General features: G+C 68.1%; 14 protein-coding genes. 7 read left to right on the plus strand and 7 right to left on the minus strand.

Going from position 1 to position 18761, the window contains the following annotated elements; genetic code table 11:
• Positions 1-165 precede the first annotated feature (165 nt).
• Entirely contained in the window at positions 166-2544 is a 2379-nt protein-coding gene (gene ftsH, locus ACFWPK_RS21775; protein ID WP_378918484.1) for an ATP-dependent zinc metalloprotease FtsH, read from the minus strand.
• A gap of 212 nt (positions 2545-2756) precedes the next feature.
• Here ftsH and ACFWPK_RS21780 point away from each other — a divergent pair, with 212 nt between their 5' ends.
• A complete protein-coding gene (locus tag ACFWPK_RS21780) occupies positions 2757-3755 on the plus strand; it encodes a hypothetical protein (RefSeq protein ID WP_378918486.1) in 999 nt (332 codons plus the stop codon).
• A 23-nt stretch (positions 3756-3778) separates the two neighbouring features.
• Here the strand turns inward: ACFWPK_RS21780 and ACFWPK_RS21785 are convergent, their stop codons facing one another.
• A complete protein-coding gene (locus tag ACFWPK_RS21785; protein WP_378918488.1) occupies positions 3779-4636 on the minus strand; it encodes a DUF1266 domain-containing protein in 858 nt (285 codons plus the stop codon).
• Between the two features lie 125 nt (positions 4637-4761).
• Between ACFWPK_RS21785 and ACFWPK_RS21790 the strand changes: the two genes are divergently transcribed.
• From ACFWPK_RS21790 to ACFWPK_RS21800, 3 genes are all read left to right on the plus strand, one after another.
• Positions 4762-5034, plus strand: a complete 273-nt coding sequence (locus tag ACFWPK_RS21790) for a DUF2277 domain-containing protein (RefSeq protein WP_378918490.1) — start codon at positions 4762-4764, stop codon at positions 5032-5034.
• A gap of 109 nt (positions 5035-5143) precedes the next feature.
• Complete coding sequence (locus ACFWPK_RS21795; protein WP_378918492.1) at positions 5144-6694, plus strand: aldehyde dehydrogenase family protein; 1551 nt, start codon at positions 5144-5146, stop codon at positions 6692-6694.
• Positions 6695-7081: 387 nt separating this feature from the next.
• Positions 7082-7978 (plus strand): LysR family transcriptional regulator, encoded by an 897-nt coding sequence (locus ACFWPK_RS21800; protein ID WP_378918494.1) that lies wholly within the window; start codon positions 7082-7084, stop codon positions 7976-7978.
• Here the strand turns inward: ACFWPK_RS21800 and ACFWPK_RS21805 are convergent.
• Complete coding sequence (locus ACFWPK_RS21805) at positions 7975-9402, minus strand: amidase (RefSeq protein ID WP_378918496.1); 1428 nt, start codon at positions 9400-9402, stop codon at positions 7975-7977. The two genes, ACFWPK_RS21800 and ACFWPK_RS21805, sit on opposite strands and share 4 nt — an antisense overlap.
• A 151-nt stretch (positions 9403-9553) precedes the next feature.
• Here ACFWPK_RS21805 and ACFWPK_RS21810 point away from each other — a divergent pair, with 151 nt between their 5' ends.
• Together ACFWPK_RS21810 and ACFWPK_RS21815 are read left to right on the plus strand one after the other, a co-directional pair.
• Positions 9554-11950 carry a protein kinase gene (locus tag ACFWPK_RS21810; RefSeq protein ID WP_378918498.1) on the plus strand — a complete coding sequence of 799 codons (2397 nt, stop codon included), beginning with the start codon at positions 9554-9556 and terminating at the stop codon, positions 11948-11950.
• A gap of 51 nt (positions 11951-12001) precedes the next feature.
• Positions 12002-13918 carry a serine/threonine-protein kinase gene (locus tag ACFWPK_RS21815; RefSeq protein ID WP_378918500.1) on the plus strand — a complete coding sequence of 639 codons (1917 nt, stop codon included), beginning with the start codon at positions 12002-12004 and terminating at the stop codon, positions 13916-13918.
• On the opposite strand, the gene hpt is transcribed toward ACFWPK_RS21815, so the two are convergent.
• Genes hpt through dacB form a run of 4 tightly spaced genes read right to left on the minus strand, consistent with a single transcriptional unit; the run spans position 13896 to position 18058 of the window.
• Entirely contained in the window at positions 13896-14447 is a 552-nt protein-coding gene (gene hpt / locus ACFWPK_RS21820) for a hypoxanthine phosphoribosyltransferase (protein ID WP_056819061.1), read from the minus strand. The two genes, ACFWPK_RS21815 and hpt, sit on opposite strands and share 23 nt — an antisense overlap.
• A gap of 24 nt (positions 14448-14471) precedes the next feature.
• Positions 14472-15503, minus strand: coding sequence for a tRNA lysidine(34) synthetase TilS (gene tilS / locus ACFWPK_RS21825; protein ID WP_378918502.1), 1032 nt, complete (start codon positions 15501-15503; stop codon positions 14472-14474).
• 22 nt (positions 15504-15525) lie between these two features.
• The gene (locus ACFWPK_RS21830; protein ID WP_378918504.1) at positions 15526-16587 is read right to left on the minus strand and encodes a zinc-dependent metalloprotease; all 1062 of its coding nucleotides are present in this window, start codon (positions 16585-16587) and stop codon (positions 15526-15528) included.
• A 13-nt stretch (positions 16588-16600) separates the two neighbouring features.
• Positions 16601-18058, minus strand: a complete 1458-nt coding sequence (gene dacB, locus ACFWPK_RS21835) for a D-alanyl-D-alanine carboxypeptidase/D-alanyl-D-alanine-endopeptidase (RefSeq protein ID WP_378918506.1) — start codon at positions 18056-18058, stop codon at positions 16601-16603.
• Between the two features lie 164 nt (positions 18059-18222).
• Here dacB and ACFWPK_RS21840 point away from each other — a divergent pair, with 164 nt between their 5' ends.
• Complete coding sequence (locus tag ACFWPK_RS21840) at positions 18223-18711, plus strand: inorganic diphosphatase (RefSeq protein ID WP_266297542.1); 489 nt, start codon at positions 18223-18225, stop codon at positions 18709-18711.
• Positions 18712-18761: the final 50 nt, after the last annotated feature.

The following is an 18761-nucleotide window of genomic DNA, read 5'->3' on the forward strand; positions in this document are numbered from 1 at the left end:
CACTCCTTCGTCGCACCCTCCGCTCAGTCCAGAGGCGGGCGGGCCGAGAACCAGAGCCGAAAGCCGGCGACCACCCGACATTCGACGGCCGAGCGTAATCCGAGAACCAGTGCCGAACGCCGGTACTTGTTCGGCATTCGACCTTCGAGCGTAGTTGGCCACCGGTCAGTGGCGGCCGTTCGGCCCTTCCCACTCCTTGTTCTCCTGATCGGCGTCACGCACGGGCGGCTGCGGCTGGGCACCCCACGGCTGGAAGCCGTCGCTGGCGTGCCGTGGCTGCTGCTGCTCGGGCCGACCCCAGGCACTGCCCTGGTCCTGTGGCGGTTGCGGCTGCTGCTGCGGGGGCTGCGGCTGCTGCTGCGGTGCCTGCTGCTGCTCCTCGCGGGGCGGCCAACCGGGAGCCGACCATCCGGCCGGTGCGCCGTAGTCGGGCCGCGAACCGTGCGTCCCCGACTGCCGGGGGAACGCCTGGGTCGGCGCGGCGGGCAGCGGGTAACCGGCGGCGGGCGGCGCGGGCTGGCCATAGGGCTGGCCAGGAAAACCGTTGGGCTCGACCGGCGGCGCCCCGTTGGGCACCGGCACCGGCGCGGGCTGCACCGGCGGCCACGGCTCGCCGCGCTCCACGGCCAGCTCGCCCGGCGTCTTCACCGGCGGCTTGTCCGACGGATGCCGGTCACCGAAATCGTTGAACGCGGTGATCCGCGGACGCTTCTCGACACCGGCCAGGATCGTCTCGAGATCCTTGCGGTGCAGCGTCTCGCGCTCGAGCAGCGCGGTGGCCAGCGAGTCGAGCTGCTCGCGGTATTCGCTCAGGATCGACCATGCCTCGGTGTGCGCGGCCTCGATGAGGTTGCGCACCTCCTCGTCGATCTCGCGGGCGACCTCGTGCGAGTAGTCGGACTGCACGCCCATCGAGCGACCGAGGAACGGATCGCCCTGCTCCTGGCCGTAGCGCACGGCGCCGAGGCGGGCACTCATGCCGTACTCGGTGACCATGCCGCGGGCGATCTTGGTGGCCTGGTCGATATCGGAGGACGCGCCGGTGGTCGGCTCGTGGAACACCAGTTCCTCGGCGGCGCGGCCACCCATCGCGAAGACCAGCCGGGAGATCATCTCCGAGCGGGTCATCAGGCCCTTGTCGTCCTCGGGCACCGTCATGGCGTGACCACCGGTGCGGCCGCGGGCCAGGATGGTGACCTTGTAGACGGGCTCGATATCGGGCATCGCCCAGGCAGCCAGGGTGTGGCCGCCCTCGTGGTAGGCGGTGATCTTCTTCTCGTGCTCGCTGATGATGCGGCTCTTGCGGCGCGGGCCACCGATGACACGGTCGACCGACTCCTCGAGCGATTCGCCGGTGATGACCGAACCGTTCTCGCGGGCGGTGAGCAGCGCGGCCTCGTTGATGACGTTGGCCAGATCGGCGCCGGACATGCCGACGGTGCGCTTGGCCAGACCCTCGAGGTCGGCTTCCTGCGAGATCGGCTTACCCGCCGAGTGCACCCGCAGGATCGCGCGACGGCCGGCCAGGTCGGGATTGCCGACCGGGATCTGCCGGTCGAATCGGCCGGGACGCAGCAGCGCGGGGTCGAGGATGTCGGGCCGGTTGGTGGCCGCGATCAGGATGATGTTGGAGCGATCGCCGAAGCCGTCCATCTCGACCAAGAGCTGGTTGAGGGTCTGCTCGCGCTCGTCGTGACCGCCGCCGAGGCCGGCACCGCGCTGGCGGCCGACCGCGTCGATCTCGTCGACGAAGATGATGCACGGGCTGTTCTGCTTGGCCTGCTCGAACAGGTCGCGCACGCGGGAGGCACCGACACCGACGAACATCTCGACGAAGTCCGAACCGGAGATGGTGAAGAACGGCACCCCGGCCTCACCCGCGACCGCGCGGGCCAGCAGCGTCTTACCGGTTCCGGGCGGCCCATAGAGCAGCACGCCCTTGGGGATCTTCGCGCCGAGCGCCTGGTAACGAGCCGGGTTCTGGAGGAAGTCCTTGATCTCGTAGAGCTCTTCGACGGCCTCGTCGGCACCGGCCACATCCTGGAACGTGGTCTTCGGCATGTCCTTGGTGAGCAGCTTGGCCTTGGACTTACCGAAGCCCATCATTCCGCCACGGCCGCCGCCCTGCATGCGCGACATCACGAAGATGAAAAGGCCGACCAGCAGCACCATCGGCACGATGAACAGCAGCAGCTGGGAAAGCCAGCTCTCCTGCTTGACCACGGTGTCGTACGGCGCGCCGGACTTCTGCACGGCGTCGAGGATCTGCGCGGAGTTCTCCCCGCCACTGGGGTACTTGGCGACGATCTTGGCGTTGTTGCTCGTGGCCTCGTTGCCGTTGTTCAGTTCGATGCGGAGCTGCTGCTCCTTGTCATCGATCTGCACGTTCTTGACGTTCGCTTTGTCCTCGAGCTGGGTCAGCGCCACGGAAGTGTCGACACTCTCCCAGCCGCGCGTGTCATCGCTGAGAAAGCTGAACAGCCAGATCATGAGCATGATGCCCGAGATGATCGCCAAGGTGCGAAACACTGTCTTGCGGTTCATAGAGCGTCGGCCGGACGGCCCAGTCCTTTCCGGTTATTACTCCGGGTGTGCTAGCGAAGCGTCGAGATCGGCGGGTTTCGGATGCGGACATGCCACGTTACCGCGTACGGTCTAGTTCGATACATCGCGCAGTTCGGCTGCTGGTGCAGTTGCACTGGTAAACGGCCGGAGAACGCAAGAGGTTCCCGAACGCTCCGACCGGGTTGTGGCAAGTGGCCACAATCATGTCATGCCCGCCTTATCGTGGGCGACGACACAACTACAGCGCAGGGGGTATAGACATCGTCGAGCTACGAACACCCACAGCGATTCTGCGCCACGGCGGTGGACGGCTCGTCGTCCTCCGGCCGGGTACCGACGGCGAACGTGTTCTCGACGTTCCCATTGCCGATCTGCTCAAGGTGCGCCTCAATCGGCGCGCCGACGAAGCGGTGGTGATCGAGATCTATCTGCGTTATCCCACGGCGGTCCTCACCGGGGTTCCCGCCGACCGCACTCCCCTTCCGGTACTCATCGCCGAGCACGACGTGCCTGCCGCCCTCGGCATCGTCGACCGGATCAACGACCAGATCATGGGGACCCAGCGCATCGACGTGGCCGCGCCGGATCTCACCCCGCCCGCCCCCGAGTGGGGCAAATCGGGTCCCACCCGCGCCGATGTCGAGCGCGCTGTGCGCCGCATGGCGCCGCGCAAAGACGCCCGATCGGCCGTCACCGCGCTGAACCGGTACGTCACCCCCGATGAGTACGTCTTGGAAACGGCCATCGCCGTGGCCACCCCGCCCGCGGGATCGGGCACCGGCCTGCTCGCGGCGACCACTTCCCGGGTGCTGTTCATCTCCATCGGCAGCGGCGAACGCTATGCCTTCGAATTGGCGGTGGCCGCGATTCTCGGCGCCCGCACCGTCGAGGGCACGCGCTCGGCGCCGGGTGAGGTCGATACGCGCCACGGCGGATCCGGCATCGACATCAACGACGGCAATCGCACCCTGCATTTCGCGGGCGTCGATCGCGCCGATACCGAACGGGTCACCTGCGCGGTGAACTTCGCCGTCCGCAGGCAGGCCGCCGACGGTGCCGCGGGGCCCGCCGACCCGGGTGTCAACCAGCTCTACGCGGAGTGGGAATTACTGGTCGAGCGGCATTCACTCGGCATGGTCGACGACACGCAATTCCAGCGCTACGGCCGCGGGATTCTGCGCAGCCTGTAATCACCGGCGGCCGAACCGAATACTCAATTCGGTTCGGTCGCTTCGGTTTCCGCCTTCTGCTCCGGCTCGTTGAGCTCGATCCGGCGCCACGGGCTGGTGGGCCTGGTCCACAGCCGCACCAGTTCCATCCGCCGGTCGACGCCGCCGTTCTTCAGTTCCGCGAGGTCCTCGGTGGCCTGCCAGTAGGTCCAGCCGGTGAGGTAGGCGTCGCCGAACTGGCGCCAGTTGCGGTAGCGACGCTGCGCGGGGACCAGCGCGCGCATGCAGTACTCCCACGCCACGTCGGCGTCGATGTAACCCGCGGTGAACGCCATGCGGGCCACCGCGACGACACGGGCCAGGTCCCAGGCGTGGATGTCGTTGGGTAGTGGGCGCGATAGATGGTCGGTGAAGCCGATCTTGATGGCCTGGGCCCAGATGTCGTAGTCGCGGACCAGCGCCTCAGGGTTGTCCATCCCCCGAAACGAACCGACCTGACGGAGAAACGCGCGCTGCTTGTCGGCACGCTCACCGAAACGGTCACGCTCACTGGCATTGACCGAGGCCATCACCAGCGGATGCACCAGCGAATACAACGGTCCGTGCATGCCCTCGAGCAGCTGCTCCATCGAGGCGCGGGCTTCGGTGCCGTCGGTGATGCCCCAGGCACCGGTGAGGGTGTCGATGGCGAGTTCACGGCGGTCACCGAGTGGGTGCTCGCGTTCGGGGCCGAGCAGCATCGCGTCGTGGAAGGCGTCCCAGCGCGTGGAATAGAAGGCACCGAGTGCGAGTGCGCGCAGTTCGTCGTCGCTCACACCCGCGCCCGACCAGTGATCTTCTTCGCGCTCATCTAGTTCCGGGTAGGGAAAAGTGGTCAGCGCTGGTACTCCCCTGGCAGGCATGCGGCCGAGTCTAGTGCGGTGACGGCGATCACGGGCGGCCTGCGAATCTCACGTGGGTTACGAGATTTTCAGATCCGCTTATTCTTCGCCTGTCGTGTCATGCCTCACAGGTCTATGGTTCTGTCATGTGTAGAAATATCACCGTCTTGCGTGGTCTGGAGCCTGCCGCCACCGAGCAGGAGATCTACGCTGCCGCCTTGCAATATGTGCGCAAAGTCGGCGGCATCTCCGGCCTGAGTAGCGCCACCAAACCCGCCGTCGACAAAGCTGTCGCGGCCATCGCCGCGGCCACGACAGCGCTGCTGGCCGAGCTCCCCGATCGCCGGGTCCCGCCGCCCACCGAGCCGCCGCTGCGCCGGATCGCGGCGCGCGAGAGTGAGGTTCAGGAAACGCCATAGGTACCGCACCGATTTCCCTACTCCTGAGTAGGTACGCCGCCTCCTTATTGCTGGGACGCGCGCGATAGTTCGGTGAGCTGAATTCTTGACAATGCGTGAGGAGCGACCGGTGAGCGAACTCGACAAGACCGCCTCGGTGATCGAAGTACACAATCCGGCGACGGGCGAACTCGCCGGTACCGTGCCGGTCACCACGCCGGACGACGTGGCGGCCGCGGTGCGGGAACTGCGTCTTTATCAGCCCGAATGGGAAGCGATCGGACCGGCGGGCCGCAAGATGTGGCTGCTGAAGATGCAGGACTGGCTGATCGACAACACCGAGCACCTGGCCGCGGTGCTGCAGTCCGAGACCGCCAAGCCGCGTGTCGACGCGATCATCGATCCGGCGTTCGCGGTGGACATCCTCGGCTACTACGCGCGCCGGGCGGGCAAGTTCCTCGCCGACGAGCACCCGTCCCCGCACAGCCCGCTCGCGCGGGTGAAGTCGCTGACCGTCGCCTACCGGCCCTATCCCGTGGTCGGGGTGATCACGCCGTGGAACTTCCCGCTCGCGATGCCCGCGATCGACGTGTTCCCCGCGCTGGCCGCCGGCGCCGCGGTGATCCTCAAGCCGTCGGAGGTGACGCCGCTGTCCGCGGTGGAGCTGGCCCGCGGCTGGGCCGAGATCGGTGCCCCGCCGGTGTTCAAGGTGGTCACCGGCGCGGGCGCGACCGGCGCGGCCGTCGTCGAGAACGCCGACTACATCCAGTTCACCGGTTCCACCGCGACCGGCCGCAACATCGCGGCCACCTGCGCGGAGCGGATGGTGCCCTACAGCCTCGAGCTCGGCGGCAAGGACCCGGCGATCGTGCTCGCTGACGCCGACATCGACCGCGCCGCGCACGGCATCGCCTTCGGCGGCATGTTCAACGCCGGGCAGGTGTGCATCTCGGTCGAGCGGGTCTACGTCGAGGCGCCGGTCTACGACGAGTTCGTCACGAAGCTGACCGCGGCGGTCGCCGCGCTGCGCCAGGGCGCCGACGGTCGCGAATCGAAGAACGACGTCGGCGCGCTGGCCAACGAGAACCAGGTGCTGATCGTGCAGCGCCACGTCGACGACGCGGTGGCCGCGGGCGCCCGCGTGACCACCGGCGGCAAACGCACCGGCGTCGGCACCTTCTTCGAGCCGACCGTGCTCGTCGATGTGGACCATTCGATGTCGTGCGTCGCCGAGGAGACCTTCGGCCCGACGCTGCCGGTGATGAAGGTGGCCGACGAGGCCGAGGCGATCCGGCTGGCCAACGATTCGATCTACGGCCTCTCGGCATCGGTCTGGACGGGCGACAAGGCGCGCGGCGAACGCGTAGCCAGGCAGTTGAACACGGGCGCGGTGAACATCAACGACGTGTTCTCGAACCTGTTCAATCCCGCGATGCCGATGGGCGGCTGGGGCATGTCCGGCGTCGGCGCGCGTTGGGGCGGTGCGTCGGGCCTGCGGAAATACTGTCGCGCGCAGGCGATGACGAAGCCGAAGCTGCCGACCATGGGCAAGGAATTGTTCTGGTACCCGTACGACATGAACAAGCTTGTCGTCGCGGTCGCCGCGATGCGGGCCGCCGGTGCGCGTGGGATGCGCCGGATCGACCTGCCCGCGGTGCTTCGCCTCAAGAAGAGCGAATAGCTGTTTTCCGGCTGCGACGCGCACTCGCGCGCAGCCGGATTCGCCGCCTTCGAAACTTGTTTGTGACGAATGTCACCCCCTAACCTTCCGGGGCGCGGGCGCCGTGGTCAGCGGCACCTTTCGGCGCGCACGGCAGCGAGGCGGCGCGGGCCACATCCGCGCAGCGAGTGTGAACGCTGACGCATTTTCGCTGGTCAGCTGCCCAGATACACCGCAGATCCGCTCCACAGCCGATCGCCGCGAGCAATAGACAATCCGATGGTGCAGCTCACCATGTCAGGCCATATGCTGTGCGTTACCAACCTGGTGACTGTTTTGATCCACCTCCGCGAACTTCCTTGCCCGTTTTGGCTGGATTTTCCCGACCGATTCTGATAGCAAGGTGCTATGGACCCGCATTTGCGCGATCTGCGGTATTTCGTCGCCGTCGCTGAGGAACTGCATTTCACCAACGCCGCACAGCGGTTGCACATCGCTCAGCCGACGTTGTCACGCCAGATCCGCCAGCTCGAACGCCAGCTCGACGTGGTCCTGTTCGACCGCAACCAGCGCAGTGTCGCCCTTACCGTCGCCGGTAAGGAACTCCTCGAAGGCGCACGCAAGATCCTCGAGCTGTGGGAGGTGACCAACGTGTCCCTCCAGGAAGCAGGCGAGGTGCTGCGCGTCGGTATCCAGTCCGCGCTCGGCCGCGGTCTGCTCAACGACCTGGAGAGCGCGAGCGGTCACCGCCTCGCCCTGCACGCCGCGTCGTGGAACGACCCGTCCAGTGGCCTGGCCGGTCGACAGGCCGACCTGTCGCTGGTGTGGTTGCCGCTGCCCGACCCCAACCGTTATCGCTGGCAGGTGCTGCGCACCGAGCCGCGCTGGGTGCTGCTGCCCGAAACGCACCCGCTGGCCGAGCAGGACAGCATCGACTTCGCCGATCTGCTCGACGAGTCCTTCGTCGCCCTGCCCACCGAGGCGGGCGCGGTGCGCGACTTCTGGCTCGGCAACGATGCCCGTGGCGGCAAGGCGGCCAAGATCGGCGCCGAGGCGGCCACCCCCGAGGACAAGCTGGAGGCCGTGAGCCTCGGCCTCGGTGTGTGTCTGCTGGCCGAGAACAATGTGCCGATGTACCGCTGGCCCGGGCTGACCGCGCGTCCGGTCGCCGGTCTCACCCCGTGTGAGCTGGCGGTGGCATGGCGGGCCGACGACACGCGCCCGACCATTCTGGAATTCGCCGGTCGCGCAGTCGACGGCGGTTTCTCGGAGCCGACACCGCAGCCGCAGCCGATCGCGGTCTAAGCCTGATTCGACAGTTCCAGTTGGGCGGCGAGGCCGAGCAAGGTGGCCTCGCTCCCCGGCGGACCGACCAGTTGCGCGGCCAATGGGGTGTGCGCCTCGGGGTGCGTGCCCATCGGCAGTGACGCCGCGGGCCAGCCGAGCAGATTCCACAGCCCGGTGAACGGCGCGTAGCGCGCCGAGGACACGACATTCGCGAGCCACCCGCGCCCGCTCCACTGCCGGGCCTTCGGCGGCGGCGCGGCGAGCGTCGGCGTGATCACCACGTCGAAGTTCTCGAAGAATTCGAGCAGTCTGGCTTCGGTCCGGTCGATCTGGCTGGGGCGCACCAAGCCAAGGCGCCGGATCACTCGGCCGAGCGCCAGATGACGCCGGGTGCGTTGCTGGAGTAGTTCGGGCTTCGTGAGCGCGTCGGCGTCGGCCAGACCCGCGCTCGGCCAGCGCAGCAGCATCAACAGCGCCGTGTCGCCGTAGGGCAGCTCGACCGGTTGCACCTCGTGCCCGGCCACCGCCGCTCGCGCACCCGCGGTGCGCGCCGCCGCCGTCCAATGCCGATCCATGCGGACCAGTCGCGACGGCGGAGCCACGGCCAGCCCGATGCGTAGTCGCTGTGGCTTGCGTAGTTCGGCCAGGTCGGAGCGGCCCGCCAGCACCGACAGCGCCAGTGCCGCGTCCGACACCGTTGTCGCAAGCACGCCGTTCTCGGCAAGTCCCGCCCAGGAATCGGCGCCGATCTGCGAGGGCACGACGTGTCTACCCGGCTTGATCCCGAAAACTCCACACGCGGCGGCGGGCACCCGGATCGACCCGAGGCCGTCGTTGCCGTGCGCGATCGGAACGAGTCCGGCGGCCACCGCGGCGGCCGCGCCACCCGAGGATCCCCCCGGTGACCGGCCGACATCGCGTGGATTGCGCGTGACACACCCTTCGGAGTCGGTACTCGCCCACAAACCGAGTTCCGGCATGGCCGTCAACCCGACAACGATCGCGCCCGCGGCCCGCAGCCGGGCCACCACCGGGTGATCGAGGCTCGCGGGCTCGGCGGAGGTGGCCGCCGAACCCGCGCGGGTCTGCTCCCCGGTCACCGCGATGTTCTGCTTCACCGCCACCGGCACACCCGCCAGCGGCAGCTCGTCGAGGTCCAGTCTGGCGGCCAGTTCCCGCGCTTCGGCTCTGGCCCGCTCGGCTCGCACCACCGTGAACGCGTTGATCTTGCGATTCTCCGAGGCGATTCGGGCGAGCGCGTCGGCGGTGACGTCGGCGGGCGTGATGGTGCCGGCGCGGACCCGGGCGGCCAGCGCCGCAGCGGGGCCGCCGATGGGGTATTCGTCGGCAGGAGGGCGGGACGAGTCCATCGTCACCTCAGCGTCCGTTACGCCGTCGTCGTCGACGGACTCCCATGCTACCGCTGTGAGGTCTTCGTTCATCTGCGGATTCGCCCCCGTCGCATGGTCGTCGAAATTCGGGTGATCAGCTCTAGAGGCGCAAGTTATCATTTCTAGTACAGCTCTCCGGCGATGGCGGCGGGTGTGGCGGAATGAATTTCGCACCGATCCGCGCGAACTCTTAGGTCGGTTGATGAGCGATAGCACCGGAAGCGGGGAACAACCCGACGAGACAGCCGGTCGGGCCACGAATGTGCGCGCCGACATGGTCGAGGCGTTCGCCGCCGCGTGGGGTACGGCCGCCGAGCGCCCGCCCGAGATCGCCGAGTTCCTCCCCGACGCCGCCACCCTGCGCGCGCAGGCGCTGCACGAACTGATCCGGGTCGACCTGCGCCAGCGCTGGCTGCATCACACGGGCACCGACATCGCGCGCAAGCGGCTGATCAACTACTGCGCCGAGTTCCCCGAACTCGATCGCGCGACGCTACCCGCCGGACTGGTGTTCGAGGAATTCGTCATCCGCAGGCACAGCGGCGAACGCGTCGATCCGCGCGATTGCCTGCGCGAATACCCCGAGCAGGCGGCCAGTCTGCGCGGTCTGCTCAATACCGACGAGCTCGATCAGAGCACCCATCGGTCCGACGATCTCGACGCGACGATGAACCGAACGCCGGACTCGACTCGTAGTACCCACGTGACCAGCCCGCATCTCGACCTCACCGCGACCGCCACGTCGGCCGCGACGGTCGCGCACTCGGGGCCCGGCGAGTTCGAGCCGCTCGACCGCATCGAGGTCGGCCAGCGCATCGGCGATTTCGAGCTGCTCACCGGGCTCGGTGCGGGTGCGTTCGCGCGCGTCTTCCTGGCCCGGCAGACGTCGATGCAGCGTCTGGTCGCGGTGAAGATCTCCGCCGACCGCGGCACCGAACCCCAGACCCTGGCCCAGCTCGACCACGACTACATCGTGCGCGTGTTCGACCAACGGCTGCTCGACACCGACTCGGCCCCCTCGGGTTCGCGACGCCTGCGCCTGCTCTACATGCAGTTCCTGCCCGGCGGCACCCTGCTCGGCCTGTTGCGCTGGGTCCGCGCGACCCCACCCGCCGAGCGCAGCGGCAAACTGCTGCTCGACGCGGTGGACGCGGCCATGGAGGAGAAGGGCGAGATCCGCCCGACCGATTCGAGCGTGCGCTCCGAAATCGCCGCCCTGAGCTGGCCGGAAACGGTCGCGTGGCTGGGCAGGCGGCTGGCCGAGGCCCTCGATTACGCGGCCGAGCACGGGGTCTTGCACCGCGATGTGAAACCGGCGAATGTGCTGCTCACCGCCGAAGGTGTCCCCAAGCTCGCCGACTTCAACATCAGTTTCAGCCGCACCGTCGCAGGGACAAGCCCGGTGGCCTACTTCGGCGGATCGCTGTCCTACATGTCGCCCGAACAGCTGGAGGCCTGTCACCCCAGCCTCGGCCGCACCGCCGCCGACCTCGACACCCGCAGCGATATCTTCTCCCTCGGCGTCGTCCTGTGGGAACTGCTGACCGGCGCGAAGCCGTTCGACGACAGCACCGCCGAAGCCGAGGGTCGTGGCGACGAGACCACTCTCGAAGCGATGCTCGAACGACGAACCGTCGGCGTCGACCCCGCCGCGCTGGACCGAGTTCCGGCGAACTGTCCCACTGCCCTGCGCCGCGTCCTGCTGACCTGCCTCGACCCGGACAGGTCGCGTCGCTGGGCCGACGGTGGCGTGCTGGCCAAGCAGTTCGACCTGTGCCTGGACGCCCGCGCCCGCGACCTCGTCGACCCGCCGCCGAACAGCTGGCGGATGCAGTGGCGCAAGTGGCCGTTGCTGGTGATGATCTTGGCGATCGGCGTTCCCAACGCACTTGCTTCCTGGTACAACATTCAGCACAACCAGAATCTGGTGGTGAGCCGGCTCAGCGAGACCGCCCAGCAATCGTTCGTCGTGATCACCGCGGGTGTGAACGTGGTCTTCTTCCCGCTGGGCGCCGCGGTGCTCATCTACCTCGCCCGTTTCGTGCTCTCCGTGCCGCGCGGGCTTCGCCACGGCCGCCGCTACGACCCAGAGATCCTGCGCCGCACCAGGCACGACACCTTGCGCATCGGCGACCGGGTCGTGATCGTCGTGTTCTCGCTGTGGGCGATATCCGGACTCACCTTTCCGATCGCGCTGCGATTGGCCGCGGGTGACGTCCCCAGCCGCGCCGTGGTCCACTTCCTCGCATCCCTGCTGGTCTGCGGCGCGATCGCCGTCGCCTACCCGTTCTTCCTCGTGACGTTCTACCTGGTCCGCTGCATCTACCCGATCTTCCTTCGCCACGGTGAGATCAGTACCGACGACAGCACCTGGCTCCGCGCGCTGAGCCGCCGCTGCACCTGGTACCTCGCGGTCGCGGCCTCGGTCCCCCTGCTCGCGGTAGCGGGTGTCACCTTCCTCCCGCCCGGCGATATCCCGGCCGTGATCGTCGCCGTCCGGGTCCTCTGCGTCGGCGGCATCTTCGCCTTCATCGCCTCCTACCTGCTCTTCCGGGCGCTGGAAGCCGACTTGAAAGCCCTGGAACGCGTAGTCAGCTGACGATGTCCGGCAGGGATGAACTTCCGCGGGCCCGCGCCCGTATGCCCCGTCGTGAGCTCGACAGTCATCACCGAGGCGACCCGTCCCTCGCTCGACCGCACCGCCACTATGCACCCCACCGATCGTCGCGGGCTCGACCGGTTCGAGGCGGGCGCGCGAATAGGCGACTTCGAGCTGCTCACCGAACTCGGTTCGGGCGCGTTCGCCCGGGTCTTCCTCGCCAGGCAGCGCTCGATGCAGCGGTTGGTCGCGGTGAAGATCTCCGCCGACAGCGGCACCGAGCCACAAACCCTGGCCCAGCTCGACCACGAGTACATCGTGCGTGTCTTCGATCAGCTGGTGCTCGATCCACCGGACGACGGCTCACCCCGCCTGCGTCTGCTGTACATGCAATTCCTGCCCGGTGGCACCCTGCTCGGGCTGCTGCGCTGGGTGCGCGCGACCCCACCCGCCGAACGCAGCGGCAGGCTCCTGCTCGACGCGATCGATGCGGCGATGGCGGAGAAGGGCGAAATCCGTCCGTCGGATTCGAGCGTCCGCCGCGAGATCGCCGAACTCAGCTGGCCCGACACCGTGGCCTGGCTGGGCAGGCGCCTGGCCGCGGCGCTCGATCACGCGGCCGACCGTGGCGTGCTGCACCGTGATGTGAAGCCGGCGAATGTCCTGCTCACGGCCGAGGGTGTGCCCAAGCTCGCCGATTTCAATATCAGCTTCAGCGAGAAGGCCGGCACCAGCCCGCTCTCGTATTTCGGCGGGTCGCTCGCCTACATGTCACCCGAGCAGCTCGAGGCCAGCCATCCCGGCCACGATCGCAGTGCCGCCGACCTCGAAGCACGCTCCGATCTCTTCTCACTGGGCGTGCTGCTCTGGGAATTGCTCACCGGCACAAAGCCGTTCGACGACACCGGCGCGGACGACCCCGCCTGGGGCGATCGGACCAGACTCGAAGCAATGCTCACCTCGCGGAGTGCGGGCGTGAGTGATTCGGCAATGCGCCGGCTTCCGCCGAACTGCCCGCCCGCACTGCGCCGGGTGTTGTTGCGCTGCTTGCGACCTGAACGAACAGACCGCTGGCCCGACGGCACGGTTCTCGCCGAGCAGTTCGATCTGTGCCTGGACCCGCGCAGCCGAAACCTGGTCGACCCGCCCGCCGGTTCCTACCGAATTCGCTTGCGGCCCTTCATGGTGCCGCTGATGGCACTGGCGATCGCGGTGCCCAACGCGCTCGCCGTGCGGTACAAGACCTGGCAGAACTCCGGCCTGCTGGTGCAGCGGCTCGAACCCGCCGCTCGCGAAGCGGTGCACATCGTCTCGGTGGTCACCAATGTGATGGCTTTCGCGCTCGGCGCGGTGATACTGGTCTACCTGTCCCGCCACGCGATCCTGATTCCGCGCGCCTTGCGTGCCGGACGGCGCGTGAGCACCGGCGCACTGGCGCAGGCCGGAAGGCAATCGCTGTACCTGGGCGACCGGGCAGTTGTTGTCGCGGTGCTGTTCTGGGTCACAGCGGCCGCTGTTCTGCCCGCGACGGTGAAGGCCAGCACCGGTCACCTGGGGACCCGCACCACGGTGCAATTCCTGACGTCGAACGCCATCGGGTGCGCGGTCGCGGTGACCTACGCGTTCTTCCTGATCACCTTTTACATGGTCCGCTGTGTCTACCCGATCTTCCTCCAGCAAGGCCACCGGTTCCACACCGATGCCGCAGCGCTGCGCGGACTTCTCCAGCGCTGCGGCTGGTACCTGGCGGTCGCCGCGTCCATCCCGCTGATCGCGATGGTCGCCATCACCTTGCTTCCCACCGAGGATCTGCTGCCGACCCTGGTCTCGCTGCGCGCGGTCTACCTCGGCAGCGTCATCGCCTTCATCGGCTCCTACGTGCTGTTCCGCGCGATCGAAGCCGATATCCGGGCACTGATCAGAGTGGTCGATCCCCCGGCGAGAACTAGGAGTACACCGCTGGGTTGAGGGTGCCGATGTAGGGGAGGTCGCGGTAGCGCTCGGCGTAGTCGAGGCCGTAGCCGACGACGAATTCGTTGGGGATGTCGAAGCCGACATGGGCGACGTCGACGGGGGTGCGCAGAGCGTCGGGCTTGCGGAGCAGGGTGACTACTTCCAGCGAGGCCGGGTTGCGGGTGGACAGGTTGCGCTTGAGCCAGGACAGGGTCAGACCCGAGTCGATGATGTCCTCGACGATCAGGACGTTGCGGCCCGCGATGTCCTTGTCCAGGTCCTTCATGATCCGCACCACGCCCGAGGACGAGGTGGACGACCCGTAGGACGACACGGCCATGAATTCGAGCTGGGTGGGGATCGACAGCGCCCTGGCGAAGTCGGTCATGAAGAAGATCGCGCCCTTGAGAACGCAGATCAGCAGGAGGTCGCCTTCGGGGGAATCGGGCGGGTATCGCTTGGCGACGAGCTCGGCCAGTTCCTCGATCTTGGCTTTGATCTCGTCTTCGGTGATCAGCACCGATGCGATGTCGTCTCCGTACACGGAAGTGGGTGTCCCTTCGTGGCATCAAATGCGCGGCTGTGCTCGCACCGCCAGCGTGCCATGTTCGCGCGTCACGACCAACCTGTGGTCCCTCGATCCGCCCCCCACAGCCACCCCGCCCTGCCCGCGCCAGTTGCTCACCAGCTCGTCGATCGCCTGTAAATGGGCGTTCATGAGCCCGGCGACACCCTGATCGGCGAGCCAGGTGCGCACGGCCCGGCGACGCAGTGCGGGCGGCGCAGTGGCCAGGATCTCGATCGACAGCGTGGGCCGATCGGTGTCGCCGGGACCACTGTCCGCAGCGGTGCCGATCGCGCGCGCAGCCCGAAGTAGCTCGTCAGCGTAGGTATCTAGGACCGCGCCATCCGCGCGGAGCTGATCGGCGGTGCGCGCCAGCGCCTTGGCCACCCCGCCCCCGAGCACCTCTTCGAGCAGCGGCAGCACTTCGTTGCGCACCCGCACTCTGGTGTATCCGGGGTCGGCGTTGTGCGGGTCGTCCCACGGTTCGATCCCGAGATCAGCACACATCTGCACCGTCTGTGCCCGCCGCACCCCGAGCAACGGCCTCCCCCACGGCGAATTCCACGCCACCATTCCCTGAATCGACCGGCCCCCGGACCCGCGCGCCAACCCGAGCAACACGGTCTCTGCCTGATCATCGAGGGTGTGCCCGAGCAACACCGGCCGCCCGTCCCGCATCGACTCCAGCGCCGCGTACCGAGCCGTCCGTGCAGCTGCCTCCACCCCGCCCGCACGCCCCACCTCGACAGGAACAACCACCGCCGCCACACACCCGAGCCCGCGCGCCTGTTCAGCCGCCCGCTCGGCAACCTCTCCCGACCCCTCCTGCAATCGATGATCGACCACCACCGCGGTCACCGCACCCGCCTCGACGACAGCGGCAGCCACCAGAGCCAGCGAATCAGCCCCACCGGACAACCCGACGACTACCGGCCCGCGCCCGCCCTGCCCCGCGACCCAGTCCCGCACACCTCGCCGCACAGCGAGCACCGCCGCGGTCTCCGGCAGTCGCAACCCGCCGGGCGACATCATCATCTCTGCAGGTTACCGAGCCGACCTACCCCAGCACCCGGCGAATCCACCGCTCCGGCTCATCGACCTCGTCCAGCAGCGGCAGCGTGTCCGCGTTCGTCCACACCGTGTTGAACTCCGCGACTCCCACCCGCTCGACCACCGCGTCGACGAACTTCTTGCCCCGGACGTACTGCGCGACCTTCGCATCCACCCCGAGCAGCGCCCTGAGTAACCGCTGAATCGGGTTCGAAGGCCGCTGTCTGCGCCGATCGAAGGCGGCCCTGATATCGGCGACGGTCGGCACCACAGCGGGTCCGACGGCGTCCATCACATGGTCGGCGTGCCCCTCCAGCAGCGTGCCGAGCATCAACAGCCGATCCAGCGCCTCTCGCTGCGGCGGCGCCTGGGCCGCACGCAACAGCCCGACCACGCCACGGCTGTTCGGATCGTCGGCGTTGTCCCCATTGCGCCGGGCCCGCACCTCACCGACCAACCGCGTGAGCATCTCGCTCATCGGCTCCTCGCCGACCTCGCTCAAGATGTCCACATTGGTGCGCATATACCCGGCCAGCCAGGGCGCCGACGAGAACTGCACCCGGTGCGTCACCTCGTGCAGGCACACCCACAACCGGAAGTCGCTCGGATCGACGCCGAGCGCCCGTTCGACACCGAGAATATTGGGCGCGACCAGCAGCAATGTGCCGTCCTCGCCGGTGAACGGGTCGTACTGCCCGAGAATCGCGGTGGACAGGAACGCCAGCATCGTCCCGGCCTGGACGCCCGCCGGTTTCCCGACGAGCCTGCCGCTGTCGGCGGACTCGATGCCGGTGAGCACCGACATCGAATCGGCGGCCGCGGAGATCCACCCCGGCCGGTCGACGATCCGCGCCTCCGGCACCGGCCGATCGTCGAGCAACCCGCTGACCTCACGCACCGGCAGTTCGGCCAGCACCGAGGCAGACGCCAACTCGGCGACGACCTGTTCCGCCGTCGCCCTCGACACGCGCGGCCCGGCGGGCGCGAGCAGCGCCCCCGTCCGCGCGGCCAGCCGCCAATCCACCGCTCCGCTGAAGCCGGAACTCTTGCGCTCGGTCTTGTCGGTCATAGCCACCTGTTCTCTACGAGCATCCGCAGTTGCGCAGGGCACCCGCCACCGCGTCGAGCGCCGGCCTGCTCTGCTCCGGCAACCTGTCGTTCGACATGAGTGCGAAGGTGAGCACCCGCCCATCGCGGTCGAGTACATATCCGACCAACGCGCTGGCCACGCTCAGAGTTCCGGTCTTGGCTCGAACCCACCCCGCACCCTGGCGGTTCTGCGTGACGAAGCGCGGCGCGAGCGTGCCGGTGCCGCCCGCGACGGGCAGGTAGTCCAGCATCGGCGCGAGAGCCGCTGCGCGCGGGTCGTTTTCGGGCCTTGCCTGTGTTCCGGCGGGCACCACCGCCGCAGCGCCGGTCGGCTTGGCGGCGGTCGCCATGATCGAATCGAGCAGCTTCGGTGACACCCGGTCATCGACGGAGAGCCCGCTGTTGTCGGCCAAGTGCAGTCCGGTGATGTCGAAGCCGGCCGCTGACAGGGCCGCCGAGGTAGCCGCGACCGCTCCGGCGAAGGACGCGGGCTGTCCCGACGCCACCGCCAGCTCACGCCCGATGGTCTCGGCCAGCACATTGTCGGAATGAATCATCATGTCGTGCAGGCGAACTCGCAGCGGTGCCGATTCGACCTTCGCGATCTGGGCCCCGTTCTGCGCGGCCGGACCGACCCGCACGGCACCCGGGTCGATACCCAGTTCGGCCGCCAGTGCCCGGCCCGCGTCGAGCGCGGGGTTCGCGGTGCGCGGGGAATAGTCGGCCGACGGGTCGAACCGGCCCCCATCGACCATGATCGGTTCGATCGGCGTGATCGACCCTTCCGGAATGTCGATCGGATCCCAGCCCGAAGCCATGGTCGGCCCGGAGTAGGCGGATGTGTCGACCACGATCGCGTTCGCCTGCCTGCCCGCGGCCCGCACCTGCGCGGCCAGATCCGAGATCCGCGCGCCGTCGGTGTAGTAGCCACCGGCGGCCTGCGTGGTGAGCGTCGGATCCCCACCGGCGACCAGCACCAGCTCGCCGGGCGCACCGGCGAGCACCTTCGTGACCACCCGCTGATCATCGGGCAACGTCAGCAATGCCGCCGCGACCAGCATGATCTTCGCCGTCGACGACGGAATCATCGCCTTGGCCGGGTCCTGACTCCACAGCACCGCCCCGCTGCCCGGATCGGTCACCTGACCCGCGAAAGCACCCAGATCAGGGTTCCCGACCACCGGCGCGAGTGCCGCGGCGATCCCCGCCACCGTCGGCGCGGGCGCGTCCGATCGGGCAGGCGCCACCTCGGGAAACACCTGGCCCGTATCCGGCGGCGGCGCCACGGTGAGCCCGCCGTGCCGGAATTCCGGCGTCCATGGCTGTGCGATCGCCGCGAAACCGCCCGCGATCACCAGGAGCGCGACGACCACCGCCGACAACCAGATCCAGCCGGACCCACGGCGCCGCTGCACCTGTGATCCCGGATTGCTGCCGCCTGTATCGACCACGACCGTGTCTCCCTCAACGCCGCCCGACACGCCTCGACTGCGCGACTACAGCCGCCTGCCGCACCGGTGTACCAGCACACCACACTATCCTCGTTGCGCAACGGTTCCCCAGAACGATCTGGCGATTCGGCACAGACCAGCACTCGAACGAGCAAGGAGATGGCGTGGAGTTCGACGTCACCATCGAGATTCCCAAGGGTTCTCGGAACAAGTACGAGGTCGATCACGAGAGCGGCCGGGTCAAGCTCGACCGGTACCTGTACACCTCCATGGGCTACCCGGCCGACTACGGCTTCATCGAGAACACCCTCGGCGAAGACGGCGACCCGCTGGACGCGCTGGTGCTGCTGCCCGAGTCGGTGTTCCCCGGTGTGATCGTCGAGGCCCGCCCGGTCGGCGTGTACCGCATGACCGACGAGGCCGGTGGCGACGACAAGGTGCTGTGTGTCCCCGCGGGCGACCCGCGCTGGGACCACATCCAGGACCTGGGCGACGTCTCGGAGTTCGAACTGTCGGCGATCAAGCACTTCTTCGAGCGCTACAAGGATCTCGAGCCCGGCAAGTACGTCGAGGGTTCGGAGTGGCTGGGCCGCGCCGAGGCCGAGAAGATCATCGACGAGTCCTTCGCCCGGCTGAAGGAATCCGGCCACTGAGCCGATAGACCTACGAAAAACGGGAAGTCCGAAGAGTTTTCGGACTTCCC

Source organism: Nocardia sp. NPDC058519 (genome assembly GCF_042719755.1).
Taxonomy (GTDB): domain Bacteria; phylum Actinomycetota; class Actinomycetes; order Mycobacteriales; family Mycobacteriaceae; genus Nocardia.

Coding starts and splice junctions, on each gene's coding strand:
- ftsH (WP_378918484.1), bottom strand. CDS start 2,544: ATGAACCGCAAGACAGTGTTTCGCACCTTGGCGATCATCTCGGGCATC.
- ACFWPK_RS21785 (WP_378918488.1), bottom strand. CDS start 4,636: ATGCCTGCCAGGGGAGTACCAGCGCTGACCACTTTTCCCTACCCGGAA.
- ACFWPK_RS21790 (WP_378918490.1), top strand. CDS start 4,762: ATGTGTAGAAATATCACCGTCTTGCGTGGTCTGGAGCCTGCCGCCACC.
- ACFWPK_RS21800 (WP_378918494.1), top strand. CDS start 7,082: ATGGACCCGCATTTGCGCGATCTGCGGTATTTCGTCGCCGTCGCTGAG.
- ACFWPK_RS21805 (WP_378918496.1), bottom strand. CDS start 9,402: ATGAACGAAGACCTCACAGCGGTAGCATGGGAGTCCGTCGACGACGAC.
- ACFWPK_RS21810 (WP_378918498.1), top strand. CDS start 9,554: ATGAGCGATAGCACCGGAAGCGGGGAACAACCCGACGAGACAGCCGGT.
- tilS (WP_378918502.1), bottom strand. CDS start 15,503: ATGATGATGTCGCCCGGCGGGTTGCGACTGCCGGAGACCGCGGCGGTG.
- ACFWPK_RS21830 (WP_378918504.1), bottom strand. CDS start 16,587: ATGACCGACAAGACCGAGCGCAAGAGTTCCGGCTTCAGCGGAGCGGTG.